Genomic DNA, 17,864 nt, shown 5'->3' on the forward strand with positions numbered 1-17,864 from the left:
TGTTATATCTTTCACGAGCAACGCTCCCATTCTCTGAGGCATTAGTATATTAACGAGTAGACGCATTCGCTTTTTGCCTTTGAGCAACGAAAGCATTGATCATTACCCCAGACAGGCTATCTGACGAGGACACTTTAGGCAGCTTTGAGTAATGAAACCATTGCGCATCAGCAATCTCTTCATCATCAATAGTAATATCACCCGATAAGTACCGCGCAAAATAACCAATCATTAACTGATGTGGAAATGGCCAAGCTTGACTAGAAAAATAATCTAATCGATCGACTGTGAGGCCTACCTCTTCCATAACTTCTCGATGCACCGTTTGTTCAACAGTCTCACCCGCTTCAACAAAACCTGCGAGTGTTGAATAAAAGCCGCCGCGATGTTTTTCATGCTGGGCTAATAAACAGTAATCGCCATCAACAACTAAACACATCATACAAGGTAATATTTTGGGATAAAAATATAAGTCACAAGACGCGCAATGTAACGCACTCTCTTTAGAATGGAGTTTTGTTTTACGACCACATTGACCACAAAATTGATGCTGCTGATTCCAAGTAGTGAGTTGTAAAGCTCGGTTAATCATTTGATTGTCGGCATCGGAAAATTGGCTCATTAACGAACGAAAATGAACTCTATATTCAGGCTCAATGAATACGTTAACATCGGCAACAAAACAACGCCGGTTATCATAAATACCCACCTCAGTTACATGGCTATCATCTAACAGGGCAGAAAATGAAGGTGGTAACGATGCATATCTCAGCAAACCACTCAATATGTTGTCTCGATAAAATAGCTGCTGCTGATACAAAAAAACAATAACATCACTGACTTGCCAATTATTCATAGTCAATATTCTCTAAAGGTAGCGCGGTTGTCTTCACAATATCACGCATAACAAAGCTGGAGTGAACACCTGTTACACCTTTTAAACGCGTTAAACGACCCAGTAAAAAGTGTTGATAAGTTTCCATATCTTGTACGATGACTTTTAATTGGTAGTCGGAGGTAGAGCCTGTAATTAAAAGGCATTCGAGCACCTCAGGGTAGCTTTTTACGGCTTCTTCGAAGGCATTAAAGCGATCGGGTGTATGGCGATCCATACTAATACTAATAAGCGCGGTAAGCCGCAGCCCCAACAATTTGGCATTGAGTAATGTGACCGTTTGCCCAATGATACCGGCATCGGTTAACGCCTTCACTCGCCTTGAGCAAGGGGAAGGCGAGAGACCAATTTTCTCTGCAAGCTCTAAATTACTAATATTACCATTACGCTGTATTTCGGTGAGTATACGGCGATCCGTTCTATCTAAATTAATCATTGGAGCAGCTCAAAAAGTTAACATAATGCCAACATAAGACAATAAACGCCAAAAAACAAATAAATAATGGTGAATTATTGCAAAAAAATGTAAAAATAACGCAACATTTGCAATACATCACTTAACATCATTCACTATAATACTTAAGCTATTTAGCATCATGCGAAGAATACCCACATACCACTTTACCCAAGTGGCAGTGAAGGCAGAAGCCTTAAAGAACACCCTACAGGGTCAATTCTTTCAGCTGATCTACCCAACATCAGCCGGTCAGGAGAAACGAGAGTCGTCGATCCCCTCTCATTATTTCCACAGGTATTCGCATGAACACTACGCAATCCTATACGAGCTAATCATGAGTCAAGATACTAATACACCGCCCCAGCGCACTACGTTCAATCACAAAAAATATCGTGCCTTTCCAACGCTTCAAAAAGAAGATCGCCAATGGCCCTCTAAAACGATCGAAAAAGCGCCGCTATGGTGCGCTGTAGATCTACGCGATGGCAACCAAGCACTCATTGAACCAATGAATGTTGCTCAAAAACAGCGAATGTGGGCACTATTAGTTAAATTAGGGTTTAAGCATATAGAAATTGGCTTTCCATCGGCTTCACAGCCAGACTTTGATTTTTGCCGTTGGCTTATTGAAGAAAATCAGATTCCTGATGATGTGACGATTCAAGCGTTAACTCAAGCCCGTAGTGGGTTAATTGCTCGCACCTACGAAGCCTTAAAGGGCGCAAAGCAGGCGATTGTCCACGTCTATAACTCCACATCACCGGTACAACGCAAAAAAGTCTTTAACCTGGATAAAGAAGGCATCATTGACATCGCACGCAACGGCGCACAGTTAGTACTTGACCATGCCAATCAACATCCCGAAACACAGTGGACATTTGAATATTCTCCAGAAAGTTTTTCAAGTACAGAAATTGAATTCTCAATTGACGTTTGCAATGCCGTTATCGACGTTTGGAAACCAACACCCAACAATAAAGCAATTTTTAACTTACCCGCAACAGTAGAATGCGCGACCCCCAATGTTTTTGCTGACCAAATAGAAATGTTTTGCGACCAGATTAATGCTAGAGAATCTATCCTCGTGAGTTTACATACCCATAACGATAGAGGCTGTGGTGTTGCGGCCGCAGAGCTTGGTTTGATGGCCGGCGCAGACCGTATTGAAGGGACATTGATGGGCAACGGCGAGCGCACTGGCAATATGGATATTGTCACCATGGCCATGAATTTATATAGCCAAGGGATTGATCCCGAATTAGATTTATCCAACGCGGATGAAATTGTTCGTGTTGTTAGTGAGTGCACACAAATTGCAGCTCACCCACGCCACCCGTGGTTAGGAGAATTGGTATACACCGCATTCTCTGGCAGCCACCAGGATGCTATACGTAAGTGCTTAGCACAGCAGCCAGAAAACGAGCCATGGGATGTCGCTTATTTACCTATCGACCCTCGTGATTTAGGCCGTGATTATCAATCCGTAATTCGTGTGAATAGCCAATCAGGAAAAGGCGGCGTCGCTTATATATTAGAAAACGACTACGGCTTACAACTTCCACGCTGGCTACAAATAGAAGCCAGTCAAAAAGTACAAGCGCATGCTGAACAAGAATCAATAGAAGTCAGCCCAGAAAAAATTTGGGATATTATTCAGCGTTCGTTTATGACCGCTGAGCAAGGCTATAAACTTAGCAACTACCAATTAGAACGCAGTGCTGAACACGAAGCTATTAATGCGACATTGATAACAGCAAGCGATACCGAAATCACTATCAGCGGAAAAGGCGATGGCGCGCTATCAGCATTCTGCCAATCACTAGAAAGTGCATTAGCTCTCGACTTAGAAATTATCAATTATGATCAGCACGCTATCGGCTCAGGCACTGACGCAAGCGCCGTAGGTTATGTACAAGTAAAAATTAATGGTGAACGCTACTGCGGCATTTCAAAAGATAGAGATATTATCAGTGCTAACTTAAATGCTATTTTAGCCTGTGTTAACCAGTCTCAACATCTGAGCTAAACAACTCACGTTTCGCACAACTAGAGTGTTCTTATTACCTCTTTTGAGGCTGCCGTATTGGCATTTTGTTTTTGATTATGAGGGTTTAATCATTTTCACATGCTCAATACCATCTTCATCATAAGGTGATGAGGCGATTGAAAACCCTAGAATTTCATAAAAAGCCGTCAGGTGGTATTGAGCTGAAAGACTAACCATCGCATTAGGTGCTTTATGATAGATGCTCTTTAACGCATATTTCATCAGAGCACTTCCCACCCCCAAACGTCGGTAGGATGAAGCCACTGCTACTCGACCAATCACAACTTCATCAGATGCACTAGACTCCATTTGAGAATCGCTAAGAGGTTGAGAAGATAGAGGATTAGTCGACAAAATACGCAGGCAAGCACATAAGTTATCTCTATTCGTATCCCAGCCAATAATATGCCGTGCTGACCCATCTTTTGAATCTATATCGGAATAAATACACGATTGCTCAACGATAAATACTTCTTGGCGCAATTGTAATAGAGCCAATAAACGACGCACTGGCAGAGTGTCGATAGAATGAGCCGACCAATGGATGGCCGGCGAGTTTGCGCTTACTGAATCAACCACAGGGAAGCCACCACAGCGCCTTATACTTTGCGCTCATTAATATATTGCACCGCCGATGTGAGCGCTTCATGGCGTAATGAATAGGTGTGCTCGCTGGGCACTAAGTCAAGTATTTGAAATTTTTCGAGTTGCTCGCGTGTTCGCTCGTTCGGACATAACAGAAAAACATCGCACTGCGCATCTAAGGCATCTTTGATCGCATTTTCCAATGCCAGCCCCACGGTAATATCAATCATCGGGACATCGGTTAAATCCAAGATCATCACTTCATAATCGGCAACACTGGCGTGTTGACGTGAAATAGCTTTTGATACGCTAAAAATCATCGGGCCTGATAAATACAGAAACAACAGTTTGCCGTTCGCTTGATCAAGAATGTCTCGCTCACTGTCTGTCAGCGGCAAGTCTTTATCGCCCTCACCCGTATCACTGATCGAACGAACCGTACGCGTTTGCTCTCGACTTAAACGTTCAATAATCACGATATTAGAAATAAAGACACCTAAGCCTACCGCCACAATCAAATCAACAAAAACGGTCAGTAGCATCACGCCATACATAATCGCCATGTCTTTATAATTAATTTTGTGCGCGCGCTGAATAAAACTCCAATCGAGAATATTAAAGCCAACATAAACAGCGATGCCCGCCAGCACCGCCATTGGAATAGGCTCGGTTAAACCACCGGCAATCAATACGACTAACGCAAGTACCGTGGCACGAATAATACCCGACAAGGGCGAACGCGCACCCACTTGAATATTAGTCACCGTACCCATGGTGGCACCCGCACCGGGCAACGCACCAAAGAGACCAGAAATCATATTCGCGAAACCTTGGCCGCGTAACTCTTTATCGGAATCGTGCTCTTTACGCGTGAGTGAATCCCCAATTACCGCCGTTAACAAGGTATCAATACAACCCAATGTACCCAGCACTAAGGCGTCAATTACCATTGCCGTAAACACTTCCGGCTCAAAATGCGGCATCACTAATGACGGCAGGCCACCGGGGATTTCACCAATACGGCGAATGCTGTCGGTATCAAAAATAATCATCGACAGCAGTGTGACCGCAACCAATGCAATTAATTGTGGCGGTACGTATTTGCGGTATTTTTTAGGGAGATAAAAAAGAATTGCCAGTGTGAGTACGGCTAAAAACAACTCGTTGAGCTTAACGTTGGCGAGAATATCTGGCAGCGCCGAGAGCGTACCGGTGACTCCGCCAGGCGGTGCGGCTTGACCTAAAATGGGCGACAGTTGCAATAGAATAAGAATAACGCCGATCCCTGACATAAAACCGGAGACCACGCTATATGGCATCAACGTGACATACTTACCCAGCTTTAACGTGCCGAGTAATACTTGAAATGCACCGGCCATCATCACAATCGTAAAGGCCATTGCCAAACCGGTATCCGGGTATTTCGCCATCATGCCGGTTAATACCGCCGTCATGATCACCGTCATCGGGCCCGTCGGCTCAGAAATCAATGTGGAAGAGCCACCCCATAGTGCCGCAAAAAAGCCCACCATGATCGCGCCCCAAAGCCCCGCCTCGGCACCCGCGCCAGAAGCCACACCAAACGCCAAAGCCAACGGCAAAGAAATAACTGCCGTCGTCACCCCGCCGAAAACATCGCCTTTTAGATACATACCCTGAAAACGATCACGTAACAAAGCCTAACTCCTAGCCAGAAAATTGAGTGATTCTAACAAATGTTTAAGAGGGGTAGAACCGATATATTGTAGGATTGCTCAACAACCTAATCACAAGAAGTCGCTATTACGGTAAAAATCAATCACACCTTCTGTTGGCGATAAATCAGAAGAATGATGTAACAAAACCCTAAACCCATAATATTCGTCGTGACGGGGTTAAAAGCCTCCACTAAAAGCTGCGGGCTGGCAAAAGCCACATAAGCAAGTAATAACATCAAAGAGAAAGCCGCTATATACACAGGAAAAATCGATCGGTTTAATACGATAATAAAACACCCCAAAATGATTTCAGCAATACCGGCCAATGGAGAAAAAACCTCTGCTCGAAGAGCAAGACCACTCGCAGTCAATAACTCTATTTCTACTGCACTGAGCCATAACACTTTGGGCACCAAACCATGATAAACAAAGAGAAAGCCCAACAATAGGCGACTGACTAGCGCTATATGATTAAGTGCTCTACTGTTCATTTAAAAATCGAGCCTCATGATCGGCGGTGGGTAATAAACAAGTATCGTATCGGCCGAACAGACGATAACGATTCAGAGCAATACGATCATACAGCCAATCGCGTGCTGATTGCGGAATAATACGAAATAAACACAAGGCCTTCCACGGATAACCCAATGATTTTATCACGTTAAAAAACGCCTCACTTTTTTGAAAGCAACGTCCGCCCTCAACATAAAGCATCGTCTCATAATAGTCGGACGGAAAACCAAAGTGCCGCAATATCGCCTTACCTTCATCTGACTGCACATTGCACAAAGTAAACACATAGCAACGATCATACTTGATGATAAAACGACTCCACGCATGACAGAGTTTACAAACGCCATCAAAAAGAATGACTTTATCTTGAGGGTTTATGTGGGGTGGCTGGCTAGCGGTGTTCATACACTGATCCGTTAACGACAAGGTTTTAATTGTGTTGTGCTGGCATCAGCATATGGCTTTTTACATGTAGAATCCAATGCACCTTCTATTTAAAGGATCGTTATAGCTGAGAGAACTGTAATACCTGTGAGAAACGTCACACCTGCAAGAATCGTCATACCTGCAAGAATCCACTCTAATGCTTATCTGACCCCAGTTATTCAAAACTTCGGTCAATATGATTTTTATGGTTCAGCATCTCAATTAACAAATTTTTCACATTTTCTTCTGCTGGATCATAGCCTTGGGAGCCTTCATGGTGATGCTGAATTTTTAGCTTAATAATATCGAATACGAGCTTCAAAACAGCACCTAAAACCAATCCGATAATCCCGTAAATTTCTTTATCCATCATATCCTCCCAATTTTTATTTAATCCCAGCAGCAACGGGGAAATTAAAATCCAATCGATGTGTAATTAATGAAACCAAAATCATCAACCCCTAAAATTGTTAGTCACGATGTAGCTATTACCCGTACTCAGCTCTTAATTGGTTTCAATTTTTTCTTACTGACAATACGCCTGTGTTGGCGTCGAAGAAATCACGCTAACCGTTGCACCTTGTTTAATCACAAACTCAAACATGCCTTCTTCGTCGGTTGCCGGATTCCAATCATAGGTATAACCCAAGCGCGTCCAAGGGTAGCCATTGGGTGCTTGATACGCGACGGCACTTTGTCGGGCGTACCATGCTTGATGGCTTTCACTCACGCCCTCGCCAAAATTAGCACTGCATTCTGTCGCGGCTAAACTAGGATTAGCACAGGGGCGGAACATATCGCTAGTATCGACTTCTAGCACAATAAAATGGCGCTGCTCATTCATCTTAGGTGGCAAACCCAATAGCTGCTGTATGTGAGTATACAAAGCCGCAGACTCTTGAGGAAACGCCCGACATGCACTTTGCACCGCGCCATCTTGTGTCACCCACGTTTCACTCCAGCCCAATGTAACCTTACTACCCGGCACATAACTATCGGGGTAACTCGTCCACGTAACAAAGCGCGCACGCTCTTCTGTTATGGGCGCTACCGCCTTCACCTCATCAGGCTCAATCACCGCCGCATCTTCGATGGATTTTTTGTAGTATTGTGTTAATGCTTGATCCGCTGGTAATTGCGATTCAGCCGATACTGATAGAGTGATGGACAGTAAAAAAGTACCGAGAAGATAAGTAAATAGTTGGGTAGGATAGTTAGGTGTCATGCTCTGCTCTTTTGGATAGTGATAATGGTATGAATATTTTTCTAATAAGTTAAAACATTGGAATCAAAGTTATTTATTTTTACTAGTGGAATACTAGTTTTCAACGACTCTGACTCTCTTGATTTGACTCTCTTGATTCTCTGGCCCTGTTGATTCGGTGTTGCACGCATTGCATATCAGCGCCCAAACAATCTACTACGTTAATGTTTACCTGACTTTGGTTAATTCTTATCTGCCCACAATTATTCTCTCAATTATTCCCCTTGATTATCCGAGTGGAGCGCTTTGTTAGCCAATTGCCTGCAACCACTTGGAAGCCAAGACTATAATAGTTACCGACAGTAATAGACCATAAATCATGGTTCGCGTAGTATCCTGAAACCCTCTAGCCCGAGTATTTAGAATTTCCGCCTTTTTTATATACCTAATTGGCAATACTAGCTTTGACTGTGCATGAGTTTCTGGAAGCTCTTCGACCTCAAGGTACTTGGACAACTCGTTATCTTCTATTCTTTGCGCTACAAAGTCCGTAATAAATGAAACCGCAGCTGCAGCATAGGCTCCTCCAAGATCCTTCATGACGAGTTGGTTGGAAATATACCGATATACCAGAAAAGAAATTGTGATAACAAAAAATGTAAGAATAACTGCCGTTTCTATTTTGTGGTTATCAGGCAACTTTATTAGATTAATAAATCCTGATATGAATACAAAAAGAACTAACCCTGCCCAGGCAGACAATTCCTTGTGATTATGATAAGCCGTGTAGTGGGCCCTTGAATTTTCGTAGTACTTAATTAACTCATCTCTCACTATTTAAAACTCCATACTTATATTAGGGCTAACGCCGCGTTAAAGGGCGGCGCTTTTTGCCGTCCCAGCCGAAGGCGATTTAAACGCCTTGTTACATTTACAACTGCTCATAGTATGAGATCAACTCAGAACAGAAATTTTTACCTGCCGCATAAGCTCCAAATTTACCAAGCTCTTTTTTAAGAGTATTAACCCTTACTTTATGATTTCTGTTGTGCAGTGTATCAGGTAACCGCTTAATAAGGTTATGGAAAAAATATAGGGTTTGATACTCTCCTACATGGCTATTATGCAGATGCTTGTCTATGTCTTTTGCGACCCCATAGATTAAGCTTTGGTATTCAAGCGTTTTATCTCTTCGTAGCTTTTCAATTGGCATGATATCTATTGCATCATGATTTCTACTTTTATCAATATCTCTACCAAAAGAATGTCCAACTCTATTTCTGAGTTTTCTAATTTTTTCTAAATCCGAAATATTGTCCCGCAGCGTATCCGGCACCATTCCAAATATTCTTTCATAAGCTGAAACTCTGCTACCCCATTCACCCTTAGTACAAGCGATAATCTTTTCATCGAAATTGAAAGGCTGAGAGTTTCCATGTTTCAATATTGATGCGCCATCTATTTTTTGCGCAGCCCCATATAAAATCCCAATATCTGACTCAAGCGCCAGCTTAACAATTGTTGCAATATATGTTTCTAGATTAGAAGAGATAGCCATCACTGAATTTAAATTAACCCAGTTATCAAATGAATCGAATGATTCTGACCAGTTTTTTAGACTACCAAATGAACGGGAATGAGTGGGATCCTCAAATGAAAAATGTTTTTCTATTGGATCTTCCCAGTTTGCTGTTTCCCCTAATTTTTTATAAGAATAAGAATGCGCAGCAATATGTGAAATATACATTTTACTTAATTCACGATTATGCTTCTGGAAAACTTGGAATGTCCATGAATTAGGCTCCCTTGACTTCCATCTATCAAACTCAACCTGACTACGAGACACAATACTCCTTAGAAATGTAACATTATATTAGACATCAAACTAACACGTTGTTTAAAACCAAATCAACGCATCTCAACACGTCAAAGATACATTTATCCCCGAAAGCAATGATAGGTGACAAGCCCTCCCATTAACCACACGCCCGTCATTCCAAACTTAATTTGGAATCTGTGAATTTCTGCTAATTACAACACGATGCAGTTGCCCAGATATGGGGGTTATGACTTTGCAGTGGATTGATTCCGGATCAAGTCCGGAATGACGATGTGGGGATGGATGTCTCTTATGGCTTACCACTCGCTGCTTTATCTTCAACTCTCCCCAACGCCAATATATACACCACGGTATACACCGCGCTCACGCTTAAACCAGGCAGTACTGTCCATAACACTTCGGGGGTGCCTGTAATAACATTAACGCCAACGGAGGTCACGACGAGTAATGAAAAGCCCGTGATAAAAACAGATATATTTCGCCAATAAGTATGAATATTTGTACGATTGAGTGCGCTGAATAAATACTCTATTACAATGGCGAGCAGTAAGGTGACGGTAAAGCTGTAGCTACCTTGCGTAAGGCCTGCCACGGCGGCGCTATACCAGCCGTGGGAGAAGTTGATAAATAACGCCCAACCACCGTAGGCGAGAAAACCGGCGATAGGTGGCAACCATAGGCGTAGAGTTTTGTTATGAATCCATGTGGGCATTAGCAGTTCTCATTATTTTCTATATAGCTGTGGTGTAGTCTGATCTAAATTCCACTCATAGAACAGAAAAACAGGCGATTGCTTCAGCAACTCTCGGCAGCAGGGAAGCTGCCGCGAAGCTTATAGGATATATTGACAGCGTGTTGCTGAAGCAATCGCCTGTTTTTTTGTTCGACCTTTTAAAGTACACCATATATCACTAGTGGCTATCGTTTAGTCACTGATATTGGTGGCAGCAGGCGCCTGCGCTATTTTTTTTGCTTGCGCTATATCCATTTTACCCGAGCCCAGCTTAGGTAATTCATTGACTAATACCAAGGCGCTGGGAATCATTAATGGGTTGCATTGGTTATCGATCATTGCTTGGCGTATATCACTGATACTTATGGTGCTGTTCGCCTCATGCTCATCACTGCTATCAACCTTAGCTTGAGCAAGTAGCAACACAATGCGTTCACCTTTCTTCTGATCAGGTAGATTAACGGCGATTACATCTTGATTATCATTAGGGCTTTTAACAGTGTTGAGTGCGAGCACTTTTTTAACGGCTTGCTCTACGGCCGTTAGGCTGACCATTTCACCGCCAATTTTGGCAAAGCGAGAATAGCGATCCACAATGGTTAGATAACCTTCTTCATCGACAAACCCTTTATCTCCGGATACATACCAGCGCACACCGTCGATTATTTTTATGGCATCTGCAGTTTTTTCGGGTTGTTGTAAATACCCCTGCATCACTTGTACACCGCCAATCAATATCATACCTTGCTCGCCGGTGGGTAGCTCGTGAATCACGTCGTCATCAAGTACGCTCGGATTAACAATTTTAATGCTAGTGCCGGGTAATGGCATACCTACCGTACCTAGTTTTTGCCCTTGCTGTACACGGTAGCTACGTAAGTCGATAGCGTCGGGTAGATTCACGCTGGCAACCGGTGCGGTTTCAGTTGCACCGTAACCTTCGTAAATGGGTTTATTAAATTTCTTACCGAATGCATCGCGCACATCGGGCGATAATTTTTCTGCGCCAGAAACCACAATACGCAAGCTATCTAACATTAGCGGATGCACTTTATGATTACGGCAGTACAAACGTAAGAAGGTTGATGTACCACACAATAACGTCACACGATTTTTGGCGATGGCTTTTGCCACACCAAGTGCATCGGTTGGGTCGGCATGGCATACCAATGGTAAGCCTTCTAACAGTGGCATAAATTGCGTAACGGTAAGGCCAAAGGCATGAAACAAGGGTAACGATGCCATGACCACATCATCGTCTTGCGTGTTTAATACATCGGCCACTTGCTTCACATTGGCGATAATATTTTGATGGCTTAGTTGTACGCCTTTTGGTAAGCCTTCGCTACCACTTGAGAATAGAATTGCTGCAGTAGCATTGCTTGATACCGGCTTAACCCACAGCGCTTTAAGTAATGCAGCAGGCGCCGCTTTAACCAATAACCAACGAGCCAATAATTCTGTACGACTCATCGATTGCATTAACTCTTCGACATAGACTAACTCGACCTTATCTAATACCGATCCCAGCGGCATTCCTTTGTCGCTTAATTTTTTAAGGAAGCGTGCCGAAGTGTATACCGTTGTAATATCGGCTTGTGCTATAGCAGCAGCAATTGCCTCATTACTGGCGGTGTAGTTGAGATTAACAATGGTTTTGCCCGCTAATAACGTTGCCATATTGGTGAGCACACCACCCGCACTAGTGGGTAATAAGATGCCAATATTTTGTTGCTCTGACATATTTTTTGACGCTGCATTTTTCGAGCATTGCCCACTTATGCGCTTTGCCATTGCGCTTGCTACGGCTAGCGCTTTACTGGCCGATAATTGGCTACCCATTAAGGTGTCGGTAATCGCAGGCGCATTGGTTTTTGATTTAACGCGATCGACCCATGTAGCGGCGATACTTGAATGCGAATGAATGTGCGCATCCCACGCCTGTATGGACAAGTCAAAGACACGACGCTTTAACACGTCGGTGGGTGTTTCTTTTGGCATCGGCTCACCAAAGGCGATCATCACGTCGCGGGTGTAGCCGGTTGAGCGAGTATTTTTAATCCGCGAGGATGAGCGTGAAAACTGGCTACCCCATAAGCCGTGCAGATAAAAAGGAATAATACGAATAGGTGGCACGTTATCAGCCGTGTTATTTTCTACAGCATCTGCCGTTAATGCGATAGCGCGCTCATAACCTTTACGAAAAGTCGCCATATTACCCGTACGGCTTAGTGTGCCTTCGGGGAATAAACAAACCACTTTACCCGCGTCTAAAAGGCGCGCTATTTCTGCCAGTGCGGTTTTACTTTGAGCGCCCGACTGGATAGGAATACAACCCACTAATTTTAAAAACCATTGCAAATACCAACGATCATAAATTGATTTTTCCATCACAAAATGTACGGGGCGAGGACAAGCAATTTGAATAATCGCCCAATCCACAAAACTAATATGATTACCTAATAGTAATACGCCACCTTTTTGTGGGATGTTTTGCATGCCTTGCACATCGGTTTTGTAGTGGCGCGACATGACAAAACCTAGACCAAAGCGAATAAGGCTTTGCGGTAATTTAAGCACGGTATAAAAACCACCCACTAAGGCGATGACTGCAATTAATTGTAATAATTGTTGGCTGGCAATATCTGCTAGTGAAAACGCTACCGTCAGCGCTAAAAAACTTAACATAGCAATATTTTGAATAAGATTATTCGTCGCCAATGTTTTACCTAAATCACTATCTTTCGCGTGATATTGGATCAATGCATTAAGAGGGATAATAAATAAACCGCCCATCACACCTATCCATAAAAAATTAAGTGCAAGTGCAAACACAGAATCTAACAGGGGCAATACAAATAAACCAAGGGCTAAACCCATTGCCCCAATAGGAATAATGCCGGTTTCAATATAGTTTTTTGAGCAACGCCCCGCGATCAATGAACCAATGGCAATACCCACACCGGTTGCCGCTAAAATGCCCTGAATCACAATAGTATTCATCTCACCAAGGGAGGCTTTTGCAAACTCAGGAAAGGCCGCTAATAGTACCTGCCCTACCGACCAAAACATGGCCAAACCAATAATAGGGAGACGGATACTCGGATTACGTAATAACGCACGTAAAGCGCTTGTTTGACGATGCGAAGAATGCCTTTTTTTATTGTCTGTTTTAACCGTTTGCGTTTGATGGGCTTGCTCTTTTTCTTGCTCGTGTTGATCAACATTAGGTAAGCGATAAACCATAACCAGCTCAACCAAACTGCTCAACACCAGCAAGCCACCTAAAGGCACCATCGCCTGCAAAACATCACCTTTGCTTGTTAAGCCGTCAAAAAACCATACTTCAAATAAGATAGAAAAGATAAAAGTACCGGCCAAAATAGCGATAATGGCAATGGCTTGCACTAAGCCGTTAGCTTCGGCTAAATGCTGCTTGCCAAAAAAATCTTTAAGGTAGGCTAACTTCGCAGGTGAATAAAACGCCGATTGCACCGCTAATAACAATGTCATACCAAAGGCAAACCAAAACCAAGCCATCACATAACTGATACTAATTAATAGCGTAAGACCTACCGCTGCCCATGCTGATAAACGCATAACCTGATGCTTGGCAAGTCGATCAGAAACTTTACCGGCAGGGACAAACAATAGAATAAAAGGGAGTAATATCAACGCGTTGATAATCGCGGTCAAAATCACTAACTCACTGCCATCGTATAGTTTAAATAGCGTATTCTGAATGGTGATTTTATGGCCTAAATCAACAAAGGCGTTCAGAAAAACTGCCAGTAAAAAAGAGTAAGCGTAAGACGTTTTTAATAGGTGTTTCATGGGGGGTTCCTAGCAGGGTATCCTGTGATTATTGTTAGCAAGGCTTAGCATTGTCAATACAGTGCGTTAGGCCAATCATCACCTGCTTACACATCATTTAAAACCTTTACGTTAACTATCTATCTATGCGACACTAAAAGTATCAAAATACAGTACTTTTAAACATAATAACCATCGACAACAATTACCTCCCCTATTATGACCCAAACACCCGCACTCATTACCACGCTAAAAAAACAACTTAAAGCACGAGGAAAAACCTATGCGGACGTCGCCGACGCACTAGATATTAGCGAAGCATCGATTAAGCGCTTATTTACCTCTCAGTCGTTTAGCTTGCAGCGTTTAGAAGCCACTTGTCAGCTTATCGACCTACAGTTATCGGAGTTAGTGGCGCTAATGGAAAAAGAACAACCACAGCTCCATCAGCTCACGGTTGCTCAAGAAAAGGAGCTGGTTAACGATACCCTGTTATTAATGGTGGCGATTCAGGTGATGAATGGGCATAGCTTTGATGATTTATGCCAAACCATTGCGATTAGTGAAACGGACTGTGTGCGCAAGTTAGCGCAACTCGATCGTTTACGTATTATTGAATTATTGCCCAATAATCGTATTAAATTATTGATTGCCCCCAACTTTCGCTGGCAGGCCAACGGGCCAATACAGGGATTTTTTCAACGGCATGTTGAACAGGATTTTTTTCGCTCAACATTCACGAAAGACAATGAAAAGTTGATGGTACTTAATGGAGAGCTGGGAGAGTTTTCTCATCAAGAAATGCAACGAAAAATAGATAAACTCAGCAAAGAGTTTAATGCGCTCGCCATGCAAGATGCCCAACTGCCCCTATCGCAACGTAAGAATATCACCGTTGTGCTTGCCTCACGCGCATGGCAATTTAGCTTATTTGATGATTACCGCAAAAAGACGTAAAAGAAACACACCAATTAAGGCGCTAAACGTTCAATCACCCAGCGCTTATCATCCGCTTTTTGCGTGTATTGAAAACGATCATGCAAGCGGTGTTCACCGCCTTGCCAAAACTCGATCACTTTAGGTTCCACTCGATACCCACCCCAAAAATCGGGCAAAGGCGCATCACTTTCTGCATATTGCTTTTTAAGTGAATCAAACTTATCCAATAAATGCGCTCTTGATTGTATCACTTGGCTTTGCTCTGATGCCCATGCCGCTAACTGGCTTTCTTTGGGGCGCGATGCAAAGTAGCTGGCGACATCGTCTTCACTTAATAAGCTCGCGGTGCCTTGCACTCGCACCTGACGCTCTAATGGATACCAAGGAAAATGAAGGCTCACATTCGCATTAAGAGCGATAGCTCGCCCCTTAATACTTTGCTTGTTAGTAAAGAAGGTAAAACCTTGCTCATCGACCTGTTTTAATAAAACAATACGTTGATTGGGCACACCGTTATGATCGACTGTCGCCAATGTCATCGCCGTAGGGTCAGTTAAACCGGAAGCGATTGCCTGCTTTAGCCAATGCTCAAATTGAATAATAGGGTTGGCATTAATGTCTTTGCGGCGTAAACCACCCTGAATATATTCACGGCGATAATCTTGTAACTGCATAATTTTTACTCACACCTTGTATCAATGATCAATAGACGCGCTATGTAGACCTGAGCCTTTTCTAGATTGTCATGACTACCCAATAGCTAAAACATTGGCTAGTCATTTATGCCGTTAATATACGCCAAAATATCAGGCTTATCTTGATTTGCCACAAAAAATTTCTGTTTATCTCGATAACGAGAACTTATTACCCCGCAAATGGTCTAGTACTGCAGTGATAATGACTACGCCTTAATTACTATTATCTTTCGTATGTACTTTGACATCCACTCGTGACTTGCTGACAAACTATGAAAAAATACTCTATTGGTCTACTGATACTAATACTTATCGGCATGGGCTTAGCCTATGTAACCATTAAGCAAAACCTATTGCTCGATGACGATGTCTACTTAGAAACGACCGAGTCAGTAAGAAATCTCAAACTACTCGACAACCAAATCAACATTTTTTTGTTTAGCCTACGCTACGAAAACAACACTAATTATTCAACTATTGAAGAACGAGCCGTCGCACTATCAGAAGAGTTTGACAATCTACGTTACGAGGCACTATTTGAAGAAATTGAATCAAGCCCAGCACTAGATTCCGCCACTATTGCCTTTGAGAAAGAACTGAATGAAAAGCTCGACCATATTGAGGCGTTTATTGAGAGTCACCAAGCGCTCACTGAGGCTAACCAAGCATTTTTAACCGCATCAGATGTTAACTCGCCCATTAATCAAGTGGCAGAAAAACTCTCTCTACGACCAGAAATTATCAGTATTACAATTAATTTTTATCGCTATTTAGAGCAAAGTAATGATGAGAGTAAAAAACGCCTTAACGACGATACGGCATTTATTCAGGGCATGATAGAAAACTATAGCGAAGAAGAACAGGCCGTTATTTTTGACTATATTCGCACTCTATCGAATGTAATTATCACCACCGAACAAACACAAGCACATTTTCTACGGGCTTTTGAACAACAAACCGGAGCAACACTTAATCGCTTTGAAACCGCGTATGTTAATTATCACAATATCTTAATTGAAAAAGCCAATGCGCTGCGCAATGCCTTGGTGATATATGGTCTTATATTACTCGCGTTATTATTAATATTTGCTTATCTACTGCGCAAACAATATGCCAGCTTAGAGCAACAAGTGGCCGATAGAACCGAGGAGATTCAGCAAGCCTATGACGATTTACAAGAATCACAAGAGCAACTCATTCAATCTGAAAAAATGGCATCCCTTGGGGAAATGGTTGCAGGCGTCGCCCATGAAATCAATACACCATTAGGTTATGTCAACAGCAATATCGCCACTAGCACTGCCAATGTGGAAGACATAACACAGTTGCTGAATGACTTGGGCGAAGTTAACCATCAAGCACGACAATCCCCTCGTGACAAAAAGCAATTGTCCACTGCACTCTCGAAAACGTTGCGTGCCTATCAGCAGTATAAAGACGACGGTATTATTGAAGAGACCCACGAACTACTAACCGATAGCCAACATGGTATTGGTGAGATCTCTCAGTTAGTCATGAGCTTAAAAGATTTTTCACGACTTGACCGTCAATCGACGGCAGAAATTAATATTCATGATTCGATTGAAAGTGCGATTAAAATTGCGAGCAATCCCATTCGCGAACATAAGGTAATCATCGATAAGCAGTTTTCTGATGTCCCTACCTTAGTGTGTACACCATCAAAAATTAATCAATTATTTTTAAATATCATTACTAACGCCGCGCAAGCCATGAAATCACAAGGTGGCACGCTAACCATTACCACTCAACAGATTGACGACAATCTATCTATTCGCTTTACCGATGAAGGCGTGGGCATGGATAAAGAGACACTACATAAAATGTTTGATCCATTTTTCACCTCAAAACCCATTGGTGAAGGGACAGGTTTAGGCATGTCAATTGCTTACAAAATTGTGCAGGCGCATAATGGAAAAATTGACGTGCAATCGCAACCACAAGTAGGGACAACTATTAGTGTATTACTCCCTTTTAACCCTTAAGTTGGCAAATAGGCATA

Annotated in this window: 16 protein-coding genes; 3 read left to right on the top strand and 13 right to left on the bottom strand. The window is 42.7% G+C overall.

Annotated features, from left to right (window positions below; all coding sequences use genetic code 11):
* Positions 1-49 precede the first annotated feature (49 nt).
* Together nudC and ACZ5O6_RS08725 are read right to left on the bottom strand one after the other, a co-directional pair.
* Positions 50-856, bottom strand: coding sequence for an NAD(+) diphosphatase (gene nudC / locus ACZ5O6_RS08720; protein ID WP_447092595.1), 807 nt, complete (start codon positions 854-856; stop codon positions 50-52).
* On the bottom strand, positions 849-1,331 hold the full coding sequence (locus ACZ5O6_RS08725) for an Lrp/AsnC family transcriptional regulator (protein WP_447092596.1): 483 nt from the start codon (positions 1,329-1,331) through the stop codon (positions 849-851). Before ACZ5O6_RS08725 ends, nudC begins: the two co-directional genes overlap by 8 nt.
* 355 nt (positions 1,332-1,686) lie before the next feature.
* Here ACZ5O6_RS08725 and leuA point away from each other — a divergent pair, with 355 nt between their 5' ends.
* Positions 1,687-3,378 (top strand): 2-isopropylmalate synthase, encoded by a 1,692-nt coding sequence (gene leuA, locus ACZ5O6_RS08730; RefSeq protein ID WP_447092597.1) that lies wholly within the window; start codon positions 1,687-1,689, stop codon positions 3,376-3,378.
* Between the two features lie 75 nt (positions 3,379-3,453).
* On the opposite strand, the gene ACZ5O6_RS08735 is transcribed toward leuA, so the two are convergent.
* The 10 genes from ACZ5O6_RS08735 to ACZ5O6_RS08780 all read right to left on the bottom strand — a co-directional run bounded on the left by ACZ5O6_RS08735 (position 3,454) and on the right by ACZ5O6_RS08780 (position 14,231).
* Complete coding sequence (locus ACZ5O6_RS08735) at positions 3,454-3,978, bottom strand: GNAT family N-acetyltransferase (protein WP_447092598.1); 525 nt, start codon at positions 3,976-3,978, stop codon at positions 3,454-3,456.
* A gap of 20 nt (positions 3,979-3,998) precedes the next feature.
* Positions 3,999-5,660 (bottom strand): SulP family inorganic anion transporter, encoded by a 1,662-nt coding sequence (locus tag ACZ5O6_RS08740; RefSeq protein WP_447092599.1) that lies wholly within the window; start codon positions 5,658-5,660, stop codon positions 3,999-4,001.
* A gap of 122 nt (positions 5,661-5,782) precedes the next feature.
* Complete coding sequence (locus ACZ5O6_RS08745) at positions 5,783-6,172, bottom strand: DoxX-like family protein (RefSeq protein ID WP_447092600.1); 390 nt, start codon at positions 6,170-6,172, stop codon at positions 5,783-5,785.
* Positions 6,162-6,599, bottom strand: a complete 438-nt coding sequence (locus ACZ5O6_RS08750; RefSeq protein ID WP_447092601.1) for a thiol-disulfide oxidoreductase DCC family protein — start codon at positions 6,597-6,599, stop codon at positions 6,162-6,164. Before ACZ5O6_RS08750 ends, ACZ5O6_RS08745 begins: the two co-directional genes overlap by 11 nt.
* Positions 6,600-6,795: 196 nt before the next feature.
* Complete coding sequence (locus ACZ5O6_RS08755) at positions 6,796-6,993, bottom strand: hypothetical protein (protein WP_447092602.1); 198 nt, start codon at positions 6,991-6,993, stop codon at positions 6,796-6,798.
* 153 nt (positions 6,994-7,146) lie between these two features.
* Positions 7,147-7,845 carry a hypothetical protein gene (locus tag ACZ5O6_RS08760; RefSeq protein ID WP_447092603.1) on the bottom strand — a complete coding sequence of 233 codons (699 nt, stop codon included), beginning with the start codon at positions 7,843-7,845 and terminating at the stop codon, positions 7,147-7,149.
* Between the two features lie 288 nt (positions 7,846-8,133).
* Complete coding sequence (locus ACZ5O6_RS08765) at positions 8,134-8,658, bottom strand: hypothetical protein (protein WP_447092604.1); 525 nt, start codon at positions 8,656-8,658, stop codon at positions 8,134-8,136.
* 97 nt (positions 8,659-8,755) lie between these two features.
* Complete coding sequence (locus ACZ5O6_RS08770) at positions 8,756-9,670, bottom strand: hypothetical protein (protein WP_447092605.1); 915 nt, start codon at positions 9,668-9,670, stop codon at positions 8,756-8,758.
* A gap of 283 nt (positions 9,671-9,953) precedes the next feature.
* The gene (locus ACZ5O6_RS08775) at positions 9,954-10,376 is read right to left on the bottom strand and encodes a hypothetical protein (protein ID WP_447092606.1); all 423 of its coding nucleotides are present in this window, start codon (positions 10,374-10,376) and stop codon (positions 9,954-9,956) included.
* 213 nt (positions 10,377-10,589) lie between these two features.
* Positions 10,590-14,231, bottom strand: a complete 3,642-nt coding sequence (locus ACZ5O6_RS08780) for an acyl-[ACP]--phospholipid O-acyltransferase (RefSeq protein ID WP_447092607.1) — start codon at positions 14,229-14,231, stop codon at positions 10,590-10,592.
* 198 nt (positions 14,232-14,429) lie between these two features.
* Here ACZ5O6_RS08780 and ACZ5O6_RS08785 point away from each other — a divergent pair, with 198 nt between their 5' ends.
* The gene (locus tag ACZ5O6_RS08785; RefSeq protein WP_447092608.1) at positions 14,430-15,167 is read left to right on the top strand and encodes a helix-turn-helix domain-containing protein; all 738 of its coding nucleotides are present in this window, start codon (positions 14,430-14,432) and stop codon (positions 15,165-15,167) included.
* Between the two features lie 14 nt (positions 15,168-15,181).
* Here the strand turns inward: ACZ5O6_RS08785 and pdxH are convergent, their stop codons facing one another.
* Positions 15,182-15,823, bottom strand: coding sequence for a pyridoxamine 5'-phosphate oxidase (gene pdxH, locus ACZ5O6_RS08790; protein ID WP_447092609.1), 642 nt, complete (start codon positions 15,821-15,823; stop codon positions 15,182-15,184).
* 293 nt (positions 15,824-16,116) lie between these two features.
* Between pdxH and ACZ5O6_RS08795 the strand changes: the two genes are divergently transcribed.
* A complete protein-coding gene (locus ACZ5O6_RS08795; RefSeq protein ID WP_447092610.1) occupies positions 16,117-17,847 on the top strand; it encodes an ATP-binding protein in 1,731 nt (576 codons plus the stop codon).
* Positions 17,848-17,864: the final 17 nt, after the last annotated feature.

The organism is Eionea flava (assembly GCF_055393785.1).

What these genes read in the sequence shown, in the direction of transcription:
- nudC (WP_447092595.1), bottom strand. Translation starts at nt 856, where the DNA reads ATGAATAATTGGCAAGTCAGTGATGTTATTGTTTTTTTGTATCAGCAG.
- ACZ5O6_RS08760 (WP_447092603.1), bottom strand. Translation starts at nt 7,845, where the DNA reads ATGACACCTAACTATCCTACCCAACTATTTACTTATCTTCTCGGTACT.
- ACZ5O6_RS08780 (WP_447092607.1), bottom strand. Translation starts at nt 14,231, where the DNA reads ATGAAACACCTATTAAAAACGTCTTACGCTTACTCTTTTTTACTGGCA.
- ACZ5O6_RS08785 (WP_447092608.1), top strand. Translation starts at nt 14,430, where the DNA reads ATGACCCAAACACCCGCACTCATTACCACGCTAAAAAAACAACTTAAA.
- ACZ5O6_RS08745 (WP_447092600.1), bottom strand. Translation starts at nt 6,172, where the DNA reads ATGAACAGTAGAGCACTTAATCATATAGCGCTAGTCAGTCGCCTATTG.
- ACZ5O6_RS08725 (WP_447092596.1), bottom strand. Translation starts at nt 1,331, where the DNA reads ATGATTAATTTAGATAGAACGGATCGCCGTATACTCACCGAAATACAG.
- ACZ5O6_RS08795 (WP_447092610.1), top strand. Translation starts at nt 16,117, where the DNA reads ATGAAAAAATACTCTATTGGTCTACTGATACTAATACTTATCGGCATG.
- ACZ5O6_RS08755 (WP_447092602.1), bottom strand. Translation starts at nt 6,993, where the DNA reads ATGATGGATAAAGAAATTTACGGGATTATCGGATTGGTTTTAGGTGCT.
- pdxH (WP_447092609.1), bottom strand. Translation starts at nt 15,823, where the DNA reads ATGCAGTTACAAGATTATCGCCGTGAATATATTCAGGGTGGTTTACGC.
- ACZ5O6_RS08750 (WP_447092601.1), bottom strand. Translation starts at nt 6,599, where the DNA reads ATGAACACCGCTAGCCAGCCACCCCACATAAACCCTCAAGATAAAGTC.
- ACZ5O6_RS08775 (WP_447092606.1), bottom strand. Translation starts at nt 10,376, where the DNA reads ATGCCCACATGGATTCATAACAAAACTCTACGCCTATGGTTGCCACCT.
- leuA (WP_447092597.1), top strand. Translation starts at nt 1,687, where the DNA reads ATGAGTCAAGATACTAATACACCGCCCCAGCGCACTACGTTCAATCAC.